The sequence below is a fragment of the Rhodococcus sp. NPDC057014 genome (assembly GCF_042673295.1).
Classification (GTDB): Bacteria; Actinomycetota; Actinomycetes; order Mycobacteriales; family Mycobacteriaceae; genus Rhodococcus_F.
Genome location: NZ_JBHUSF010000144.1, coordinates 1 through 21,549 on the forward strand (window position 1 = coordinate 1; position 21,549 = coordinate 21,549).

Below are 21,549 nucleotides of genomic sequence, written 5' to 3' on the forward strand. Positions count from 1 at the left end.
ACGCGGTCCGAACCTTGCGGATATAGGCAGCCACGACCGGCGATCTTACCGGCCTGTTAGTGCCCCAAATCGACAACCCGCGATCCCGCTACCAGCGCAAACATCAGCCGAACCCAGAAGTCCCCGCCAACTTGTGCAAGTCAGGTCAGGTGCGCCTCGATCGCGTCGCGGGTGTGATGGAACATCGGTCGTGCTCGCAGGTCTGTCTTCGACATGCGGAACGACTGCTCGACGTGCCACAGGTCGTGGTACTTGGAGATCACCTCACCCGGCCCCATGGTCGTGGCGGGGATATTGGTGACGTAGCCCTTCAGCCCGACCAGCGATCGGGCACGCTCCAGAGCAGAGGTGTCGAGGCTGCGGCCGGCGGGGGTGGTCTTGACGAACCGGGTTGATTTCGGGGCCTTGTCACCGTCGACGACCGCTTGGGCGCGTGCTTCCTGGGCATTGAGCGTCTGATTGTCACGGACCGCCCGCCGCTTCGAGTACTGCCAGACCGCCCGCCAGGAACTGGCGTGTGTGCCGGGATTCCAGGCCGGTTCGGCTCGCTTCTTCACGTCGTTGACGACACTGCGCCCGTGCCGCGGCGTAACGGTGTCGATAGTTTGTCCGTCGGTGAAAACATCACCGTTCCAATGGAAATGGTTCGCCAGGTCGCCGGGCGCTTTGGTGACGCGGGAGCCGACGATGAACTTCAAGCTGGCCTCGTCGAGGGCTGTGAGATTCGCCGCCGAGAGCATGCCGGCGTCGGCGGCGACAACCATCTCGACGCCGGCGATGTCGTGGCGGGCCTGGAACTGGCGGACAATGGGGACGATGGTGTGGGTTTCGGCTTTGTTGCCTTCGAAGCAGCCGATCTCGAGCGGGAATCCGGTGCGGTCGACGAGCAGCCCGACCACGATCTGCGGATCGACCCTGCGTTCTTTCGAGTTATGCCGACTTCGGCATAACTCGAATTATGCCGAGGTCTCGGTTATGCCGAGGTCCTCGTGTGAGGGGTGGGTGTCGTGCAGGTCGACGCGATCTGTGGTGATGGTCCACGCGGCATAACCGTGATGGTGTGGTCGGTGTTCATAGTCGTTCGAGGAAACCGATGAGAGTGTCCGGCGGTCGGTAACGCCCGGGTCTGGTGGTCGGTGCGGTCGCACGCTCGAGCGCACGTTCTTTGAGGGCCATATCTGCGTGGAGATAGATGTAGGTTGTTTCCGGACTCTGGTGGCCGAGCCAGAGCGCGATGACGGAGGTATCGACTCCTGCCTTCAGCAGCGTCATCGCGGCGGTATGCCGCAGCGTGTGTGGGGTGACGTTCTTGGCGCCGATCGAGGGGCACGTGTGCGCGGCGGTGGCAGCGTGTTTGGCGACGAGGCGTTGAACGGCGTCTGCAGATATCGGTGTGCCGTGCCGCGTGGGGAAGACCGGAGCACCGGGGATCGATCCGGTTTCCGCGAGCCACGGGCGTAGAACCGCAAGGGTCTGCCGGGTCAGCGGAGTGGCGCGTTCCCGTCGGCCTTTGCCGACGGTGTGAACCGCGGCGCCGGGGATCGTGGTGGTGACGTCTCCGGTGGTCAGTGAAATCAGCTCCGAGAGGCGAAGTCCCGTCTGGAGTGCGGTGATCAATAGGGCCCGGTCCCGGCGCCCGAACCAGGTGGTGCGCTCCGGTGCGTGCAGGAGAGCATCGGCTTCGATGTCGGTCAGGTAGGAAACGATCGCCCGTTCGTATCGCCGTTGCGGGATCGCGAGGATCTGGCTCGCGGTATGTGCATGTTCGGGGACGAGCGGAAGCATGTACCGGTAGAACGAATGAATCGCGGCTAGGCGTGCATTGCGTGTGGCGGTGCTGTTGTGCCGGTCGCCGTCGAGGTGATCGAGGAACGCCGCGACGGTCGCTGCGTCGAGATCATCGAGGGTCAGTCCGGCCGGCTGCTTCGCTGCCTTCTGCGCAGTGAACAACAGCAACAATCTGATCGAGTCCCGGTAGGCCGCGACTGTCTGCGGACTGGACTGTCGTTGCCGGACGAGCCGTTCGGTGAAGAACCCCTGGATCAGCGAGGTCACAGTCGGCGTTGTCATGACTGCACTCCTGCCGCAGCGTCCCGGGTCTCGAGGCGGCGCGCCGCATGAGCGAGCAGGTCGGGAACTGCGTGCAGATACCAGTAGGTCGAGGCGGGATCGACGTGCCCGAGCCAGGTCGACAGCAGCGGCAACCGCGCCTGCACGTCCACGTCCTGGTCGTACCAGCCCAGCATCGTCGCGACTGCGAAGGTGTGTCGCAGATCGTAAAGGCGTGGCGCTCGGACGCCGACGATCGTGGTGATTCCGGCCTCGGCCAGGATCTTTCTGAAGGTGACGGCCAGCTTGTTCGGGTCCAGTGCCGTGTGCCGACTGTTCAGCAAGAGCATCGGACACGCCCGCGTCGTGGCGGGAACATGGTCCAGGCGGACCTGCAGGTAGTGGCGCAGATTCGTGACCGTGGTCGGATGAAGGAACACCAGCCGGGACTTGCCGAACTTCGTGTTCAGGATCTGGATCACGGCGTTGTCGAGGTCGACGTCGTCGACACCGATGCGGCAGGCCTCACCGGGGCGCATCCCGGTGGCAGCGAGCAGACCGATGAGGGTGCGCCACACCGCCGCTGTGAACAGTGGGGACAACGTGTCCGTTGCCACCAGCAGTGCGCCGATCTCCGTATCGTTGTAGATGTGCGGCTGCCGGGGCCGGTATCGACGGGAGCACACCGTCTCCTCGGGAACCTGCGTCGCCGGATCCAGTGGCTGCTGGTGCCGGGCGAACAGTCGCACCGCATCCATCCGGCGCAACCTCATTCGTGACGTGGTCCACGCCCCGGGCTTCGCAGAACTCGACGAAACTCCACAGCAACTTCGATAGGCCTTCGGCTCGGAACCCCATCGTCCTGCGCATGGCGAGGTAGTCGGTGACGTTCATGCGCAACGTGTTCATGACCGACCCTCCGGCCACGGTCGAGCCATGTTCCGGACGAGGGGATCCGGGTTAGCCGCAATACCGTTCAGTTAGTGAACAAGGAAGGTGCATTTCGGCGGTTGGGTGGGTTGTGGATGGTGTTGGTGGTGTGCACGTTTGGCGGCCCATTTGAGGACTTTGCGTTTGACGACGCGGGGGTTTGATCGAGGTCGGCGTGCTGGGTTGATGCGGCGCAGGAGTTTGGCGATGCCGTGGTTCCACAATCGGGTGGCGGCGTGGTGGTTATGAGGGGGAAAAAGAGCTGTGGGACAGGGATCGTCGGTCGATCCGCAGGGCGGCGACGAAGGACATCCGGTCGGGGTCGTGACCGCCGGCGGTCGCGGCATCGCGCATCAGGGTGCGGATGGCGTAGTGGCAGCACAGGTGCCCCCAGATTTCCTGCTGCACCAGCGGTGGGGATTTCGACCGCAGCACGGCGCGTGGTCCGCGTTGGTGGGTTTTCAGTTCGTCGAAGGTGTTCTCGATTTCCCACCGTTGGGCGTAGGCGAGGGCGAGTTCTTCCGCGGTGGCGTCGGAGGGGTCGAGGATCGTGGTCAGCAGCCGGTACTGCTCGGGGTTCTCCCGCCCGTCGTCGAGGGTGTAGTCGATCACGCGCACCGTCAGCGGTGTTCGCTGCCGCCGATTCTTCCCGGAGGTCGGGATGATCTGAGCCAGCCAGGATCCGTCGTCGAGGGTCTCGACGTGGCGGGGCGAGAGCGTCGATTTGACCCTCCAGAGCAGGTCGGCGCCGGTAGCGGCGGCGCGGGTCCACATGTCGAATCCGTAGACGCCCCGGTCGGCGAGCAGCAGCATCCCCGGTGCGAGGGTGTCCATCAGATCGTGCGACAGCTCCCGCTCGGAGGTGCGACACGATCCGATCGCGGCGTCGAATACCGCGTGGGTGCCGCATTCGGCGAGGGCCACCAGCCGTGCCTGCGGGAACGCGGATTTCTCGCCCCGGCTCGATGCCGGCCGCCCGAAATGCTCGGCGTTGGCCGGGGTGTCGGGCAGGTCGAGGCAGGTCCCGTCGAGGGCCACCAACCGGCGCCCCGCGAGCCAGGATCCGGGCGTCTCCGCGTCGGCGAGCGGTCGCGCGACACGGCGGAACAGCTCCCGCACCGGTTCGTATCCCAGACGGGACCGGGCCTGAAAGATCGCCGATTTCGTCGGCGGCGACCAGGACTGCGACCATCCCGACGACCACGACAAACCGTCGGTGAGCTCCTCGAAGACCTCCTCGTAGGAGCCCTGCGAATTCAACGCCATCCCGATCGAGAAATACGCCGTCACGCGAGCGGTCAACGACCGACTGCGCTGCTCCCTGCGACCGCATTCCGCGATCACCTCATCGACCAAGGACGCGGGAAACACCCTGGTCAGCAACCCCACCGACACCACATCCGACAACAGCCGATCCGAGACCGGCTTCACCCATCCACTCCGAGGCACACCTCATCGTAACGCAAGCCCCACTAACTGAACGGTATTGAATCTGAATGCCGTCTACTTACTGGCCCTTGCCGATTGGAGTGCGTTGATCCGCTCCTTAAGTGGCCGGAGTGGATCAACGACCGCACGAGGTAGTGATCGAGGTTCCGGAATCTGAGGGCGATGCCACGCAAATGCTCGAGCCTTCCATAGGCGAGGATCTCGCACGATGTCTCCAGAGGCGGCGCCCGAGTTGCGCCAACTCCTCCAGCCGCAAGGGTGGGCCGGTTCGGATTCGTTTCAGGCACTTGAACATCGCTGGCTTCCCGCTTGCTCGTTGCTGTCGGTCGTATGCGGTGATCACATCCTGGTAGCACGGGGCGGTAACCTCCACCCGGATCAGCAACCGCATCCGTGGACTGCTCACCGGCATCCATCCCGCCCTCGAGCGGGCACTCGGTCCCCGAATCGGCCACCCCGCAGTCCTTGAGATCCTGTCCCGCTTCGGCGGTCCGTCCGGGATCCGGAACGCCGGCAGACACCGAATCACCACCATTGCGGTCAAACACGCGCCACGCATGGCGAATCACCACCATTGCGGTCAAACACGCGCCACGCATGGCGAATCACCACCATTGCGGTCAAACACGCGCCACGCATGGGTGCCCGCCTGACCGAGGACATCTTCGCCGCCCTCGGCGCCCAGACGGTTACAGTGCCGGAAGCACAGCCGCCGAGATCGTTCCACCGAAACTCGCCGACTCGCTGAAAGAGACACTGCAGCAACACACGATCATTGCCGAGGACGTGGAGAGGATGCTCGATGAACACCCTCTTTCCCGGGTCCTGACCTCGATGCCCGGCATCGGCGTCAGGACCGCTGCACGCATCCTCATTGAGGTCGGTGACGGCTCGGGCTTCGCGACGGCCGGTCACCTCACCGCCTACGCCGGCATCGCACCGGTCACCCACCGATCCGGCTCCTCGATCCGCGGCGAACACCCAGCCCGCACCGGCAACCGGAAACTCAAGGGCGCCTTGTTCCTGTCGGCGTTCGCGGCCCTGCACGACCCGACGGGCCGCGCTTACTGCGACCGCAAACGCGCAGAGGCAAGAAACACAACGTCGCCCTGATCTGCCTGGCCCGACGCCGCTGCGACGTGCTCTACGCGATGCTCAAGAGCAAGTCTCCATATCAGCAGCCAGCCCCGGCAGCCGCCTGAAACCGAAACGACCCGGACCCTGGGTACGACACCAGTTTGAATCGGACCCAGCAGATGGGGCGACCAACTACCGGCAGGGCACCCCGAAGACGCCGTCGACGGAAACGTTCTCCCTGGCTTCCCTGACACTGTTGCGAGCGACTTCGTCGATGGAGAGATTCTTCTGCTCCGCGAAGGCCCTGGCCTCTCGGTCCATCTCTTCAAACGTGGTTACGGGGTTGAACCAAACCAGTAGGTTGATCGCGTCTCATAGGTGGCGGGAACCGATTCGTGCGGGTCGCTGCTTCCGCAGCCGACGAGAAGCAGCACTCCGAGGAGAACCAATCCTGATTTCACACCGCTGAGTGTGGCAGACAGTCCGCGTCGCTTGACCGAGGACATAGGGACCCCCCGCCGAGTTGTACAAGTCGGGAGAGCCGTCATCACCCCGGGTTGATGTTCTCGAAACTGGGATGCATTCGGCAGGCAAGAACGGGCACGCCCACTTCGCATTCGAAGGTGTTAAAGCGCGATGGTCTGGGGTACCGCGGGGATATCGAGGTCGACAATCGGCCGCCCGGCAAGCTTGGGCCCTGTGGTATGAAGATGACAACGCACCACACCACCGTTGTCCAGGACGAACGGCTCCGGCACATCGCTACTACAGATGTCCAGCGCGAGGGGGCAACGCGTGTGGAACCGGCATCCCGACGGCGGGTCTGCGGGATTGGGAACGTCGCCGCGCAGAATGATCCGCTGCCTCGTTCGTTGCACATCAGGGTCAGGCACCGTCACCGCCGATAACAGTGCGTGCGTATACGGGTGCTTGGGCGCGTCGTAGACGTCACCGGCCGACCCGATCTCAACCACCTCGCCCAGGTACATGACGGCTATCCGATCACTGGCGTGCCGAACGAGCCCGGGGTTGTGCGCGATCAATAGATACGCGACCCCCAACTGGCGTTGAAGCTCCTCGAGGAGGTTGATGACCTGTGCCTGGGTCGAGACGTCGAGTGCCGAGATCGGTTCATCGAGAATGATCAAGCGCGGCTCTACCGTCAATGCGCGGGCGATCGCCATCCTCTGCAGCTGGCCGCCGGACATCTCGCGCGGGTACCGGTCGAGGTGCGAGGCCGAGAGGCCGACCAGCGGCATCAGCTCCCGCAGTCGCGCCATGGACTCTTTGTGGCTCAGACCTCGGTGGACCTGAAGCGGCTCGCTCACGCTGACTCGCAAGGGTAGAAGCGGGTTGAAGGCGGCGAACGGATCCTGGAACACAGTCTGCACGCTGGCGCGCATGGCCCGCAGGCCCTTGCCGCGCCGCCTGGTCACGTCTTCGCCGTCAAAACGCACGACCCCGTCGGTGGAATCGATCAGTCGCATGGCGAGACGGCCCAGCGTCGACTTCCCCGAACCCGACTCACCGACCAGCCCTAAAGTTTCGCCAGGGTAGATCTGCAGACTGACGTCGGCAACAGCCTGCACCTCCGCATGCACTCGCTGCAGGATCCCTTGTCGCACAGGGAATACCTTCGAGACGCGCTCCAACTCGATCAGTGGCACGGTCGTAGCTGACTCCATACTTGCGGACCTCATCGGGCGTCCATCCTCATCACTTCCTTGGTTCGTACGCAACGAGAGCTACGATTGGATCCGGCGGTGACAAGCGGTACGTCCACTTGACATTCCGGCCCAGCGAATTCGCACCGGGATGCGAACCGACATCCTCCCGCTAGTTCCGAGAACTGCGGAACCTGGCCTGGGATCACGTACAGCGGTGCCCGTGGTGCAGCACCCTCGGGCATGGCCCGCAGCAAACCCCTGGTATAGGGATGGCTTGGGGCACGGAAGACGTCGCTGACGCTGCCCTCTTCGACGATCTGCCCGGCGTACATCACGGCGATGCGATCACAGATGTCGGCCACCACACCCAGGTCGTGGCTCACGAACAGGATCGACATCTTGAGTTCGGAACGTAGTTCGCGCAGCAGTTCGAGGATCTGAGCCTGGACGGTAACGTCGAGGGCGGTGGTCGGCTCGTCGGCGATCAACAGCCTCGGCCGACAGACCAGGGCCATCGCGATCATGGCGCGCTGCCGCATTCCCCCGGAAAACTCGTGCGGGTAGGAGTCCGCTCGTCGCGGCGGAATCCCCACCAGTTCCAGTGTCTCGCGCATTCTGACCGAGGCCTCGCGACTCGAGATGTTCTCGTGCCACCGTACGACTTGAGAGATTTGATCGCCGACGGTCATCGCCGGGTTCAGGCTCGACATCGGGTCCTGGAAGATCATCGCGATGCCGCTGCTGCGCAGCGCGGACATCTCGTCGAAGTTCAGCGACAGGAGGTCTCGGCCTTCGAAGTTGATCGATCCTCCGATGACCCGTGCGGGCGGCGATGGCAGCAGTCGCATGATCGACAGGGAAGTGACGGTCTTGCCCGATCCGCTCTCGCCTACGAGACCGAGCGCCTCGCCTTCGCCGATCGAGAACGACACATTGTCCAGGATCTGCGTCCGGTCGGTACCGGACCCCATCTCGATCGCGAGTCCCTCCACCCGCAGAAGTGGCTCCTTCTCGAGGCGAATCTGTTCGTCGGCCACCGCGGTCGTGGAGTGGCTTGTCCGCTGTACCGTCGTTAGCCCCAATTGCGCGGAGCGCTTCGGCGGTGTCGATGCGCCCAGGGCCGACCGCAATCCTTCGCCCACCTCGTTGAAGGCGACGACGGTCAGGACGATGGCTAGGCCAGGTGCCATCATGCTCCAAGGCTGGGTGAGCATCGATTCATTGGCGCGGCTCAGCATTGTGCCCCAACTCGCGGTTGGTGGCTGCACACCGAGGCCGAGGAAGCTTAGGCCGGCCTCCATGAGAACCGCGAACCCGAGAGACAGAGAAACTTGCACGATGAGCGGCGACACCACGTTCGGCAAAAGATGTCTCCACACGATCAACCGAGTCGGCGCACCGAGTGCATGCGATGCATCGATGAAGACTTCCTCGCGGACAGCGAGGGCTTGACCCCTGACCAGTCGTGTGAATCCGGGGAGGAGCGTGATCGCCATCGCAACGCCGGCGTTTCGCAAGTTGGGCCCTAGCATGCTGACGATCGCGATGGCGAGTACCAGCGCCGGAAGGCTGAGTAGGCCGTCCATCACTCGCATTACGACCGCATCCAACCTTCCGCCCACATATCCGGCGATGAGCCCGACGGGCAGTGCTAGCACCATGGCAGAGAGAACGACGAGAAAGCTGAAGGTCAAACTCACCCGCCCGCCGGCCAGGATCCTGCTGAGGACGTCTCGACCGAGATCGTCGGTTCCCAACCAATGTGTGCTCGACGGCCCCGAGAACGGACCAATGCTCAGTTGCGCGTCAGGGTCGTAGGGCGCGATGAGCCCGCCGAACACGCACGCCAGAATGATCAGCACCAAGATGATCGTCCAGGCCATGGCCGACCGGTCGCGGCGATAGCGGCGCGCCATCTGGCCTAGGACACTGGTCCCGCCCGCCTTCGACGTCATGCTGCCCTCACCTTCGGGTTGAGATAGCCGTATGTGATGTCCACGATGAGATTCGCGATGCAATGAGCTACCACGAAGAGCAGCACTGTGGCTTGGATCGCCGGTACGTCCATGTTGCCGACCGCAACGATGATGTAGGTTCCGACACCGGGAATGCTGAAGATTCGCTCGACGATGACCGTCGAACCGAGAATGCTGCCGACCAAGATTCCCAGCACAGTGACCGCAGGGATTGCAGAGTTCTTCAATGCATGGCCGACGACGACCTGGCGCGTGTCTCCACCTTTGGCCCACGCGGTCCGCACGAACGGCGACCCCATTGTGTCCGTCAGGCCCGCCCGCAACTGACGTGACACGATGGCCACTCCGGCCGCCGCAAGAGCCACCGCAGGCATGATGATTCCCGTGAACCAGCCGAGCGGGTCCTCTGAGAACGGCGTGTATCCGTACGGCGGCAGCCACCCGAGTCGCACGGAGAAGATCGAGATGAGCACCATGCCGATCCAGAACGGTGGCATCGCCACCACGACGCTGGTGCTGAACATCAGCCCACGATCCAGCAGTCCTCCCGGGCGTAGGCCACCGAGGATGCCAAAAAGCATCGAGAGCGGGATCACGATCGCGAACACCGCTGCCGCGAGGCTGGTCGTCGCCGGGAGCCGTTCAATGAGTTCCTCACTCACGGGGCGCTTGGTGTACAACGACGAACCGAAGTCGAGCTGCACAGCGCCCTTGAGCCAAGTGCCGTACTGAACCAGAAACGGATCGTTCAGGTTCAGCTCTTCACGAATCTCCGCGATCGTTTCGGGGGAGGCGTCGTTGCCTCCGGCAATCGTCGTTGCTGCATCTCCGGGAATAAGCGTCACCAAACTGAACACCACGAATGACATGGCGAACAGCAAGGGAATCGAAACCAACAGACGCCTTGCGATCATCTGAAACACAAGTCGGTCCCTTCCACGTTCTGGCTGACGAACCCTCCCACCACCGCCAGCGGGAGGGTTCGATCGCAGCCGAGCCCATTCAACCGGCGTTGACCCAGAGCGTCATCGGCCTAATTGCTTACCATCATCTGATCGAGATTTGCGAAGCCCTGCGCGTCGAATGTGGGCTCATTGGTGACCCGATTCTTATTCCAGGCCTGCACATTTGGATACGTTACTACCGGAATGATGTCGGCGTTTTCGGCAATGAGCCTGCCGGCTTCGTCGTAGGCAGCCTTTGCCGCAGGATCATCCAAGGCCAAACTCGCCGAGGGGGCGAGCGCCTCCATGACGTCGTCGCGCTTGACGCCACACAAGGCCTGGAGGCCGTTGAAGTACTGACTGAAAAGCTGATAGTTAGGCGCTGTCCCTACCGTGAAAACAAGCATGGCTCCAGGCTTTTGGGGCACCATGAAGCCGCTGTAGACATCCCGCTCGGCCGAGATCGTGCTCGAGATGCCGACTTCCTCCAATTGCCTCTGCAACGTCTCTGACTCCACCGCGAGGTTGATGGTGGCGGGGTAGACCAGCGGGAAAGACGGATCACTCACCCCGGAATCGGCCACAAGCTTCTTCGCTGCATCTGCGTCGTACTTGACGATATTCTTCAACTCCGGATCAAACAGAGCGGTGCCCTCAGGAATCATGCCGTAAGCAGGCTCGGCGAGTCCTCCATAGGCGAGTTCACTGAACCGCTCGCGGTCGATCCCGAGCTGGACTGCTTGGCGGAAGTCCGCGTTGTCGAACGGCGCCTTGGCGGTGCACATGTTGAGGAAAATGTTGGTACTGTTCAGAACTTTCGACGAATACTTCTTGTCAGCGTCAACCGCCGCAGCGCTGTTCGGAGAGATGAAGCTCGCGAAGTCCAACTGCCCCGACAACAGGCCGTTGGCCTGTTGCGGTCCGATAGGCGCATTGATCAGGTCGACGCCGGCGAGTTTGATGTTCTCCGCGTCCCAATACTTCTCGTTCTTCCTGACCGAAAGACGCTGTCCGACTGCATGCGAATGCACCGTGAACGGTCCGGCACCGATCGGATTGGTATTGATCCCGTCAGGGTCCTCTGCGATCTGTTTCGGGGACACCATCACACCGGCGACCGACGTGAGATCGGAGTAGAGCAGGCCTGCGAGCGGCTTGCTCAACGTGGCGACGGCGGTGAGCGGATCGACGACCTCGACGTTGTCGAGAACCTTGATTCCCGCCCCCTGCCCTCCTTTCGCCTGCGGTGTCAGCGGCTCACGGAGCCGTAGAAGATTGATCCTGATCGCTTCGGCGTCGAACGGCGTACCGTCGCTGAACGTGACGCCCTCGCGCAGCGAGATCTTCACCCTCGTCGGATCGACAATCTCAACGGACTTGGCCATCCACGGCGTCACCGAGCCGTCCTGGTTGTAGCGCAGCAGCGAGCCCTGAATGAGCTTGTAGTACACCATCTCGTGGAACCCGTTGGCCTTCGCGGGATCCAAGTTGATGCCCTGTACGGACATGAGATAGCCGTACTTCAGGATGCCGTTGGCCGAAGCGCCTCCCTCTCCTGAGCCGCACGCACTCAACGTCACGGCGACCAGTAGGAAAGCCATCACAGTTCTCACCGAGCGCATACTTCGATGCATACTCTTTTCTCCAATGTTCCGAGCTCGCAACCTGACGGGAGAAGATAGACGTCGCACTCGATCGCAAAAACCTGAGATCGTCGTCACCTCAGTGCGATTCCATCTCGGGATAGCTCAGTTCGACGCCACCGAAGTCGAGTCCCCCGTCGGTCAGGGTCTTGGTCACGATGTTCGCGAACAGGGGTTGTGGCACGAGGCATCCCGCACAGGCATCTGGCCCGGCCTCGACCGAGATCCGTAACCCCGGGCCATCGGCTTCGACGATCAGTGCATATCCATCGCTCTCGAGCGGACGCCGGAGATCGGCCAGCAGTTCTCGTGCTCTTGTCACATCGACGTCATTCATCGTCTGATTCCCATCTTTCCGATTTCGCTACTGCGTACTCTCACGACGCCAAGACACGTCAGTGTCAATGACCGTTGATTTCTCATTCCGATGACATTCCGGGAACCGGGTTCGGGGCTTCACCGATCCACAACCCCGCGTCGAAGTGGCAGATGTTGTGTCCGTGTTCGCCGACCCTGGCAGGATGGATGCTTGGCGCCCGGCCACGTGGCTGGGTCCTCCTGCGTTCAGCATCATCGTGAAATGGCCGGCCTCAGGACCACAGGTCAGAGAACTCGCTGATCAACTCTGCCTTCTTCTTGACGCCCACGACCGCCTTGACCCGTTCCCCTCCTCTGAACACAAGCATCGAGGGCAGCGAGAGGATCCCGAACTGGGTGGCGATTTCTGGGTTGGCGTCGATGTCGACCGTCGCAACGGTGACCTTGTCCCCGTAGGCGTGCGCGATCTCGTCAATGATCGGAGTGAGCGTCTTGCACGACCCACACCAAGGCGCCCAGAATTCGACTATCACCGGCTTCTCTGACTGCAGGACGTCCTGGGCAAAGCTCTGATCAGTGACCGGCTGGGTAGGCATCCTAATGCCACCTCTCGTTTCTATCTCGTGGCTTCGGTGACCGTGGCCGTTGCCAATTCGGTCACCTGAGGGTTGTCCGATAGGTAGTGCTGGGCATCGAGGGCGGCTGCGCAGCCGGATCCGGCTGCTGTAATGGCCTGTCGGTAGGTGTGATCCACCAGGTCTCCGGCCGCAAAGACGCCTGCCAGATTCGTGCGGGTCCCTACACCAGTTAGAACATAGCCGTTGTCGTCGAGATCGACTTGGCCACGGACCAGTTCACTGCGGGGGTCGTGCCCGACCGCGACAAACAGGCCGGCTACCGCAAGGTCACTTTCGGCACCGGTCTTGGTGTTCCGCACACGCAGGCCGTCAACCGAGGTCTCGCCGTGGATCTCGGACACCTCCGAGTTCCACGCCCAGCGGATCTTCTCGTTGGAGCCGGCACGATCGGCCATGACCTTGCTGGCGCGCAGCGAATTACGACGGTGGATCACCGTCACCGACGATGCGAACCGACTGAGGAAGTCGGCCTCCTCCATGGCCGTGTCGCCCCCTCCGACTACCGCGATGTCTTTGCCGCGGAAAAAGAACCCGTCACACGTGGCGCACCAGGACACGCCCCGGCCGGACAGTTCCTCCTCGCGAGCGAGACCGAGTTTGCGGTAGGCCGAACCCATCGCCAAGATCACTGCCGAGGCGGTGTGCTCCGCTTCCAGTGTTTTCACCGTCTTGACCGGCCTGGTCAGTTCGACCTCGAGGACGTCATCCTGGACGAGCTCCGCACCGAACCGCTCGGCTTGGTCCCGGATCTGCGTCATCAGTTCGGGTCCCGTTACATCGACGGCAGAACCGGGATAGTTCTCAACCTCAGTGGTATTCATGAGCGCGCCTCCGAACTGGCTGCCCTCGAGTACCAGCGGCTGCAGATTGGCTCGAGCCGCGTACAGACCTGCGGTATAGCCTGCCGGACCGGATCCGACGATGATCACGTTGCGATGTTTGCTCATGATGCTCTCTGCTCGCTTCCGATTCTCTGCCCCTCAGGCCAGAGGTTGACCCTCAACGGTGCCTCGGTCAGGGCAATAATCTCCTCGGGGGTGAAACCGGGAGCCATGTCGCGCAGAACAAACCCGTCCTTGTCTCGTTCGATGACGGCCAGGTCTGTGACGATTAGGTCCACACAGCGGGTGTCGGTATGGGCGTACTGACACTGGTTGACCAGTTTGGGCTGACCGTTGCGCTCGGTGTGCCGCATCGCGATGATCAGCTGTCCGGGATTGACGGTGAGGTCCATGGCTCCGCCGACGGCGCCGCCGCCCATCTCAGGCGTTGTCCAGTTGGCGAACGAGCCGTCGGGCTGTACCTGAAAGGCGCCGAGGATCACGGCATCCAGGTGCCCGCCACGGGCCATCTCGAAGGCGGACACGCTGTCGAACACCGACGCTCCCGGACCGAAAGTGACCGGCTCACCGCCTGCGTTGAAGGCGTCCATGTCGGCTTGCTCGAGTGATGGGCGGTCCTGGTAGCCCAAAGCACCGTTCTCCGCGTGCAGGACTATATCGCGTTCGGTGATGTAGTCGGAAACTTGGGTCGGTAGGCCGACTCCGAGATTCACATAACTGTGCTCAGGCAGAAGTGCTGCAATCCGTGCGCCCATCTCACTGGGGGCCCACCCGACCTTGTTGCCGTACTGTCGCCGCTCGTCACTATCCCGTGTGGGCGGCCAGGTTGCGGCTCGCGGTTCGCTGCTCTCTACCACTCGATCCACGAAGATCCCGGGTAGATCGACCTCCGACGGGGACAATTCGCCCACCTCCACGACCTTGTCGACCTGCACGATCGTCGTCTTGGCCGCCTTGGCGAAACTCGGCCCGAGGTTCTGGCTCGCTCCAAGAAAGGCAACATTGCCCGCCCGATCGGCAACGGCGGCGTAGATCAAGGCGAAATCGAGGTGCAGCGGGTGCTCCAACACGTAGTCGCGATCGAAAGTGCGCTTCTCCTTGCCTTCTGCCAAGGTAGTCGTGGCTCCGACCGGGCTGTAAAACGGCCCGATGCCGGCGCCGGCGGCGCGCAACCGCTCCACCAGGATCCCTTGCGGGACTAGTTCTATCTCCAGCTTCACGGCACTCACGCGGTCGGCGGAGGGTGCCTTACCGCCCGCGCGGGCCGAGAATGACGCTACGAGCTTACTCACGCGTCCAGCCTTGACGAACGCTTCTGGAAGAAAGGCGTCAACGCCTGTCCCACCCAACGAATTTGTCACCAATGTCAGGTCACGCACGTCGCGACCGGCCGCGGCCGCGATCAGGTGGGTCGGAAAGCCATGGCTGACACCAAACCCCGACACTCCGACGGCGTCGCCGTCCTTGATGTCCGCGACGGCCTCGGCGGCGCTGTTTACGACTTTGTCCATAGTCACTGTTCCTTACGTCAGTCGAAAGCGCGGCAGTGCCGTCACCGCGTCGTTTGTCGGGTGGAAGACGACCTCGACCGCGCTACCGATCTCGATCCTGGATAAGACATCGTCACCGACGATGTTGGTCATGACCCGCGGCCCCTCCGCGAGTTCGACGTATGCCACTACGTACGGCCCACATTCGGCGTAGGGCCCAGCTCCCCGCCGGACGATGGTGAAGGTGTAGACGCTGCCGCGACCGGACGCCTCGAACCACTCGGTGTCGGTGCTCCAGCAGTCGGGGCAGATGGCCCTCGGATACCAGACCACGACCCCGCAGGCTCGGCACCGCTTCAGTACGAACCTGCCGGACTTGGCTGCGTCCCAGTAATACTGGGTTTCCGGGTTGATCATTGGCGTCGGGGCCGGAAGCTGGGGGGTCACGCCGCGTCCCTTCCGAGGATCAGCGTGACGCTGCCCATTCTGTTGGCCAGCGAGCCACCCGTGCCATGTGCCAACGCGACCTCGCAATCGGGCACCTGTACAGCCGGGTGAGCCTCGCCCCGCAGCTGGCGGACCGCTTCGATCACCTTCGTGATCCCGCCACGGAAGGACGGGTGGTTGTTACACAAGCCTCCGCCGTCGGTGTTGAAGGGAAGCTTCCCGTACGGCGCCCAGAGCGCTCCGTCCAGTACGAACCGGCCACCCTCACCCTTCTCGCAGAACCCGAGATCCTCGATAGTCTCAATCACCGTGATGGTGAAGGAGTCGTAAATCGAGGCGTAGTCGATATCGCCTGCCGCGACGCCCGCCTCGCCAAAGGCCAGCGGCCCCGACCACCTGGCGCCGCTGTACGTCAGGTCGAGTCTGCCATTGTCGGCATGCTTGGGTGCCTCGCCATGTCCAAGCACCGGAATACTGTGTCGCTTCACCTGTTTGGCAATCTCCGGAGAGACAACAACAAGCGCACCACCACCGTCCGTGACGACACAACAGTCCAGACGATGCAGCGGATCGCTGACCAACGGCGACTCCAAGACTTCCTCGACGGTGACTTCGCGCTGCAGGAGAGCATTCGAGTTGAACGAGGCGTGACGCGAGGCGGCCACTTTGACCTCGGCCAGCTGCGCACTCGTGGTTCCGTACTCGTACATGTGTCTTTGAGCAACCAGCGCATACTGCGTCGGGGCACTCGAGGGCCCGTAGACGTCCTCGAACATCCATTCAGGGCCCGGCGACATCCTCTCCGCCGTCAGGGCAGATCGCGGCAAGCCCGCGAGAGTGATCAGCGCGACGCTAGCCTTACCGGCAGCGATGGCAGCGGCGGCATGTCCGATATGCGACAGATACGACGATCCGCCAACCTCGGTACTATCGGTGTATCTCACATTCCTGAGGCCCATGTACTCGATCATGGACAGCGGTCCGAAGCCTGGGGCATCACCCGCGCAGAAGTAGGCATCGACGTCGTTCATAGTCAGCCCTGCATCTGACAGGGCCCCCAGTGCGACCTCAAGGTGCACCTGGGGAACAGACTTGTTGGCGATCGTTCGATCGGGATGCTCGTAGGCCCCGGCGATGTGGGCTCGTCGTACACTCAATTGTTTCGTCTCCACAGTCAGTTGAACTATTCGCTTAGCAGCGCCATCTCCAGGCAACGTCAGAACCTCGGGAGCCCACGGCGTCGAGCATGAACTGTCCGATGCCTCGAACTCCCGACCGCCAATACGGCAAGAGGACCGGTCTCCTCGGGGTGAGTCGCGATTTCCAGCATGCTGCGACTCTCTCGCTTTCCGCATGGCTGGCAGAACCGAGGCCGACCCGGGATCGCCGCGCCGGTGTCAGACCACGGCGCGAGGAAGGGTGAGCTTCCACTCCCGGGGCATCGCCTGCGAGAACGGGCCGGGGAGCTCACCCGGATTTCCCGGTCACTGTCGACGCTCACCAAACGTCGGTCGTCATGTGCACCTGTTGGCACGGGGGCCGCAGGCCGACGCCTGCAACTCCCGGCTGCCCTGCCGACGAGTGACCTCGCACTGGAGATTGACCGCATCGAAAGAGCGTGTTGCCGTGCACATTTTGGTGTCCGTGACGGTGTCACCGTCGTCGGCCACCCTGTTGAAACAGTCCGTCAGCACACGGATCGTTTGGACGTCCGACAGGCGTCCGATCTCGGGTTCGATCACCGGAAATTCCTCTCCTTGGTGAGGGGCAGCCGCGAGGCCGGCGCCGAATCCGCGCCTTCGCAATTGAGACGCAGATCTCATTCGTCGCATTTGACGCTAGCACGACCAGCCTTGCGAGCACACCCTTCCTGCGACATTTCTAGACCCAATTGGTATCCGTCTCATAAGGCGGGTCTTGTGAGACATGCCTGAGCGGCAGCAAGGCTAAGAAGGCCGATAACGCTCTCGCCGTGACGTTTAGCGGTTGATGAGTCGTCGGCAACAGGCGAGCCGGCGATGGCACCTTCGAATGCCCACCAGTGACAGCCAAGGCAGTCGCTGCGTTCGATGCCACGCCCGCAATGCGCAGGACGGTGCTCTGGTCGCGAAGCCGCCCACGGAGCTTGCCGCAGTAGTCGCAACCCTCGGCGACACGCAGCCTCTTCACGTTGCCCTAACTGCGCGTTTGGCCGCCGGAGAGTGCGACTGGACGGTCGAGAGCACCGACTCGCCCAACGCCAGCCGTGTTCTCGAGTAGCGCCAGTATCATCGAGGGCGGCGAATGAGGCACCGAGATTTGCGTCCTGCCAACCACGTCTGTCGGCGCCCTACCCCGTGCGATCGATCGTTAGTTCGGCGCCAATTTCACTGCCTGTGGGCGAGTTTCACCATATCGGGGTCCGGGCCTTGACTGCGATTGAGACGGAAGTTAGTTTTGACCCATCGGTCATTGCATAGATGAAGCGGTCCATTAGTCACTAGCGGTGTGAGCTTCGTACTCATTCTCCGCGGGATGTAGGGAGACCATCTTGACCAGTTCCACTCTGGAGAGCTACGCCATCATCGATCCGCGGAGCTCGGCAGCTGTCGTCGAACAGACGCAGAGCGTCGCCCTGACCACGCTGCAAGGAAAGACTTTGGGCATCGTCACTCATGGCAATTGGCGTAGCTGGGAGTACTTCTGCGATCGTTTGGAGAACTTTCTCTCAGGCCCCGGCCAAGACGTCCAGCACCAGCGCTACCAGGATGAGCGTCCGTACCTCGATGAGCGGTACGACCAGATCGTTCGGGAAGTCGACGCAGCCGTGGTTGGACTCGGAAACTGCGGGTCCTGCACTGCGCAGGTAGCGACGGCGGCAGCGCAACTCGCCGCCCGCGGACTGCCGGTCTTGGTGGTGGCCACCGAAGGCTTCAAGTCCTTGGCTGAGATGACGCTTGAGTACCGCAACTATCCCAATGTTCAGGTATTCACGCTGCCGGTCGAGTACGAGGTGATGGAGGAGCGTGATCTCGTCAGGATCGCAGACGAACGAGTGGTGGACATAGAGTCGGCGCTGACATCGAAAGCCATCTAGTTTGCACACTAACGACTGAAACAACGCCGGCCCGCATCGGCGGACGGTATTCGTGAGCCGTCCAGCAACTCACGCCAGAGAAAAGAATCGATGCGCGCCGCATCGCGAAAGGTCACCACATCTATGACAACGCAGTTGCTGAGCCTTACCGGCGATGGTTCCCCTGAGAGCTTCTATGAGTTCTCGGAGCAAGCGAATCTCGGAGACGGGCTGCCACTGATTCCTCCGACTATTGAGCGCGTCGATGCGATGCTCGCGACAGTCGATCGTGCGCGCGATGAGAACATCGGGACTCTCGGACCCCGCGGAGGGCTGGCGACCGTGGAAGCCATTGCAGCAAACGCCGTCATGGCTGGCTGCAGCTCCGACTACTTTCCAGCGGTGCTGGCGGCCGTCGAGGCAGCAGCTGACCCTGCGGTCAGGCTGGAAGACATGGGCGTCAACACCAACCCCATTACCCCGTTTCTAGTGATCAATGGGCCGGCTCGGGACGCGCTCGGGGTCAACTATCGGGCTCAGTGCTTCGGAATCGGAGGCCGGGCCAACGCAACCATCGGCAGAGCCCTGCGCCTGGTGATGATCAACATCGCGGGATCACTGCCCAGCATCGTCAGCAAGTCGACGCATGGGTCTCCCATGCGATACACGATGTGCATTGGTGAGTGGGACGAGCGAAACCCATGGGGACCATTGCATGTTCAGCGCGGGTTCGACCGTAACGAGAACTGCGTGACGGTGCTGAGCGCGAACTCATTCGTCGAGGTGGGCGATCCATGGAGCTTCTCCGCCGAATCGTTCTTGATGGCCATCGCCAACAGCATGAAGGCCACTTCTGGTTCATGGCTGACCGTCGGTACGGCGCCGATGACCGTCGTGCTCAACGCGAACTGGGCGGATATCATCTACCGCGCAGGATACAACGACCTTTCCGATGTGAAGCAGTACCTATGGGAGCACAGTCAAGTACACCTGAGCGAGTTCGCGAAGGAGTGGCAGGAGAAGTTGAGCGAAGGTTCGCGACTGACAGCCGATGGCAGCCCCAGCGGCGAGGGATACCTCCTGTGCGGCGACATGGTCCCAATGACAAGCAAGCCCGAAAACTTCAACATCATCGTGGCAGGGGGCGAGACGGGTATACATGCGATCGTCTGCCATGGATGGGCGTTCGAGCGTCCGGCCACGCGAGCGTTCACCCTGCCGACTCACCGCTGACCTGAGCAAAAGAGCAAAAGCGTGCCAACAGGCACCGGCGATGTGCGGCCCCAGTCGAACCACATCCGCAGGCCGGGTTCGGTGATCCACTGCCGTAGGTGCGTCGATATCCGCGCTGGCGCCTAACAGTGCCCTACCGGCAGTCCGCGGTCGAAGCGTCTTGCCGGTTTGTCTTCGCGATGACCTGGTCCGCGGTCGTGGTCCACATGGACGGCACGACCCAGGTGCTCGAACCGTCCACGGTTCTATCACCGGGGGATCGAAGGACTCACCGACGCGCCCCGTTCTCCGGCGCCCGCCGAGGTATTCGCCGTCGCAGGTCGCCGCAGTGAAGGCAGCCGTCGCAGGTCGCCGCAGTGAAGGCAGCCGTCGCAGGTCGCCGCAGTGAAGGCATGGGCCTGTCAGCTTCCCACCGAGCATGAGCTGCCCCTGTCGCGGTGGAGCGCCCCGGAGTTGGCCCGGCAGTTGTTGATCGACGGCATCAGCGCCTCGGTCTCGACGGTCCGACGCTGGCTCGCGCAGGACGTCCTCAAACCCTGGCGGTACCAGTCGTGGATCTTTGTCCGGGACCCGCAGTTCGAGACCAAGGCGGCCGTCGTCCTCGACCTCTATGCCCGCAGGTACGACGGCGTCGAACTGGGGGCGGACGAGTACGTGATCTCCGCGGACGAAGAACCGTCCATCCAGGCCCGCCGGCGCTGCCATCGCACGCAGCCGGCCGGCCCAGGCCGTCCGATGCGCGCCAATCACGACTACCGCCGTGGTGGGGCGTTGGCATATCTGGCGGCCTACGACGTGCACCGGGCGAAGGTGTTCGGCCGGTGTGAAACCACGATGGGCATCGCCCCGTTCACCGCGCTGGTCGATCAGGTCATGAGCCAGCAGCCGTACGCCTCTGCGGAGCGGGTGTTCTGGGTTGTCGACAACGAGTCCTCGCATCGTGGGCGGGGCCGCGATCGATCGGCTGGCCGCGAGGTATCCGAACGCGGTGATGGTCCATACCCCGAAGCACGCCTCCTGGCTGAACCAGGTGGAGATCTACTTCTCGATCATTCAACGCAAGGTGCTCTCGCCCAACGATTTCGAAGACCTCGATGCTGTCGAACGGCGACTGCTCGACTTCGAGGACCGGTACAACGCCACCGCGGTGCCGTTCACGTGGCGCTACACCACCGCGGACCTGCACCGACGCCTCGAACGACTCGACCACCACGACCGAACCCGACAAACGGCATGACCCCCGACGGATTTACGAACCCAACCACTTAGTCATGGGTGCGCTTCTCGACTGAGCCAATCCGCATCGGATCGGTTCGGTCGAGCGCCTGGATCCACGACTTCCAATCCACACAGAGCACGCCTGCGTTCTCCGCTGGCGTGAGACACAACCCGACGATACCGGTGACCTTGGCGGCGAGTTCCATTTCGGCCCAGCACTTCTGACCGCGCCAGGGTTTGACACTGCACTCACGCCGCGGCCGGGTGGTTGTCAACTCCCAGATGGACGCTGAGCAGTCGACTGATCCAATGGGTTACCCAGTGCTTCTTCGGCGACGGAGCCAGCGACGCGACCACGACCTTCGCACAGTCGACAGTGTGAGGCCGACCCGAACAGGGGTGCGTTGACCAGTCCGGTCGATTCCACCTTGCTCTGCCGGCATCGCCACAGGGTCAGCGTCGGCCGCGACGCCCTTCCGTTTGCGCGATCTGTGTGGTTGATCTCTCAGCCGGCGACAAGGAACATCATCCGCGCTCGCCGCGCCACGTCGGCACTGGCGCGGTCTTCGACCG

General features: G+C 62.7%; 17 protein-coding genes and 2 pseudogenes. 4 read left to right on the forward strand and 15 right to left on the reverse strand.

The features are described 5' to 3' along the window. Positions 1-143 precede the first annotated feature (143 nt). The 4 genes and pseudogenes from ACFTZB_RS25225 to ACFTZB_RS25240 form a co-directional block, all read right to left on the reverse strand. Positions 144-929: pseudogene (locus tag ACFTZB_RS25225) on the reverse strand (IS1634 family transposase); the annotation flags it as partial. Between the two features lie 142 nt (positions 930-1,071). Beyond that, positions 1,072-2,070 carry a tyrosine-type recombinase/integrase gene (locus ACFTZB_RS25230; RefSeq protein WP_378435180.1) on the reverse strand — a complete coding sequence of 333 codons (999 nt, stop codon included), beginning with the start codon at positions 2,068-2,070 and terminating at the stop codon, positions 1,072-1,074. Then, a complete protein-coding gene (locus tag ACFTZB_RS25235) occupies positions 2,067-2,807 on the reverse strand; it encodes a tyrosine-type recombinase/integrase (protein ID WP_378435182.1) in 741 nt (246 codons plus the stop codon). The genes ACFTZB_RS25230 and ACFTZB_RS25235 overlap by 4 nt, the downstream gene beginning before the upstream one ends. A gap of 415 nt (positions 2,808-3,222) precedes the next feature. Beyond that, entirely contained in the window at positions 3,223-4,428 is a 1,206-nt protein-coding gene (locus tag ACFTZB_RS25240) for an IS4 family transposase (RefSeq protein WP_378435184.1), read from the reverse strand. Between the two features lie 368 nt (positions 4,429-4,796). Between ACFTZB_RS25240 and ACFTZB_RS25245 the strand changes: the two are divergent. Further along, positions 4,797-5,630: pseudogene (locus ACFTZB_RS25245) on the forward strand (transposase); the annotation flags it as partial. 501 nt (positions 5,631-6,131) lie between these two features. Here the strand turns inward: ACFTZB_RS25245 and ACFTZB_RS25250 are convergent. The 10 genes from ACFTZB_RS25250 to ACFTZB_RS25295 all read right to left on the reverse strand — a co-directional run bounded on the left by ACFTZB_RS25250 (position 6,132) and on the right by ACFTZB_RS25295 (position 16,642). After that, entirely contained in the window at positions 6,132-7,172 is a 1,041-nt protein-coding gene (locus tag ACFTZB_RS25250) for an ABC transporter ATP-binding protein (RefSeq protein ID WP_378435186.1), read from the reverse strand. A gap of 29 nt (positions 7,173-7,201) precedes the next feature. Then, positions 7,202-9,127 carry a dipeptide/oligopeptide/nickel ABC transporter permease/ATP-binding protein gene (locus ACFTZB_RS25255; protein WP_378435188.1) on the reverse strand — a complete coding sequence of 642 codons (1,926 nt, stop codon included), beginning with the start codon at positions 9,125-9,127 and terminating at the stop codon, positions 7,202-7,204. After that, the gene (locus tag ACFTZB_RS25260) at positions 9,124-10,062 is read right to left on the reverse strand and encodes an ABC transporter permease (RefSeq protein ID WP_378435211.1); all 939 of its coding nucleotides are present in this window, start codon (positions 10,060-10,062) and stop codon (positions 9,124-9,126) included. The genes ACFTZB_RS25255 and ACFTZB_RS25260 overlap by 4 nt, the downstream gene beginning before the upstream one ends. Positions 10,063-10,181: 119 nt before the next feature. Continuing rightward, a complete protein-coding gene (locus ACFTZB_RS25265) occupies positions 10,182-11,705 on the reverse strand; it encodes an ABC transporter substrate-binding protein (protein WP_378435190.1) in 1,524 nt (507 codons plus the stop codon). Positions 11,706-11,814: 109 nt separating this feature from the next. Next, a complete protein-coding gene (locus ACFTZB_RS25270; protein WP_378435192.1) occupies positions 11,815-12,072 on the reverse strand; it encodes a hypothetical protein in 258 nt (85 codons plus the stop codon). A 253-nt stretch (positions 12,073-12,325) separates the two neighbouring features. Continuing rightward, positions 12,326-12,649: a thioredoxin gene (gene trxA / locus ACFTZB_RS25275; RefSeq protein WP_276143014.1), complete on the reverse strand. Its 324-nt coding sequence runs from the start codon at positions 12,647-12,649 to the stop codon at positions 12,326-12,328. Positions 12,650-12,669: 20 nt separating this feature from the next. Further along, a complete protein-coding gene (gene trxB, locus ACFTZB_RS25280; RefSeq protein WP_378435195.1) occupies positions 12,670-13,638 on the reverse strand; it encodes a thioredoxin-disulfide reductase in 969 nt (322 codons plus the stop codon). Then, positions 13,635-15,044, reverse strand: a complete 1,410-nt coding sequence (locus ACFTZB_RS25285) for a 3-oxoacid CoA-transferase (protein WP_378435197.1) — start codon at positions 15,042-15,044, stop codon at positions 13,635-13,637. Before ACFTZB_RS25285 ends, trxB begins: the two co-directional genes overlap by 4 nt. Positions 15,045-15,056: 12 nt before the next feature. Beyond that, a complete protein-coding gene (locus ACFTZB_RS25290) occupies positions 15,057-15,470 on the reverse strand; it encodes a Zn-ribbon domain-containing OB-fold protein (protein WP_378435199.1) in 414 nt (137 codons plus the stop codon). Then, positions 15,467-16,642, reverse strand: a complete 1,176-nt coding sequence (locus ACFTZB_RS25295) for a thiolase domain-containing protein (RefSeq protein WP_378435201.1) — start codon at positions 16,640-16,642, stop codon at positions 15,467-15,469. The genes ACFTZB_RS25290 and ACFTZB_RS25295 overlap by 4 nt, the downstream gene beginning before the upstream one ends. Positions 16,643-18,000: 1,358 nt before the next feature. Between ACFTZB_RS25295 and ACFTZB_RS25300 the strand changes: the two genes are divergently transcribed. The 3 genes from ACFTZB_RS25300 (at position 18,001) to ACFTZB_RS25310 (ending at position 20,995) form a co-directional block, all read left to right on the forward strand. After that, complete coding sequence (locus ACFTZB_RS25300) at positions 18,001-18,546, forward strand: hypothetical protein (protein ID WP_378435203.1); 546 nt, start codon at positions 18,001-18,003, stop codon at positions 18,544-18,546. Positions 18,547-18,669: 123 nt separating this feature from the next. Further along, entirely contained in the window at positions 18,670-19,758 is a 1,089-nt protein-coding gene (locus ACFTZB_RS25305) for a hypothetical protein (protein ID WP_378435205.1), read from the forward strand. 940 nt (positions 19,759-20,698) lie between these two features. Next, positions 20,699-20,995 carry a hypothetical protein gene (locus ACFTZB_RS25310; protein ID WP_378435207.1) on the forward strand — a complete coding sequence of 99 codons (297 nt, stop codon included), beginning with the start codon at positions 20,699-20,701 and terminating at the stop codon, positions 20,993-20,995. Between the two features lie 28 nt (positions 20,996-21,023). Here the strand turns inward: ACFTZB_RS25310 and ACFTZB_RS25315 are convergent, their stop codons facing one another. Next, a complete protein-coding gene (locus ACFTZB_RS25315; protein ID WP_378435209.1) occupies positions 21,024-21,182 on the reverse strand; it encodes a hypothetical protein in 159 nt (52 codons plus the stop codon). Between the last annotated feature and the right edge of the window lie 367 nt (positions 21,183-21,549).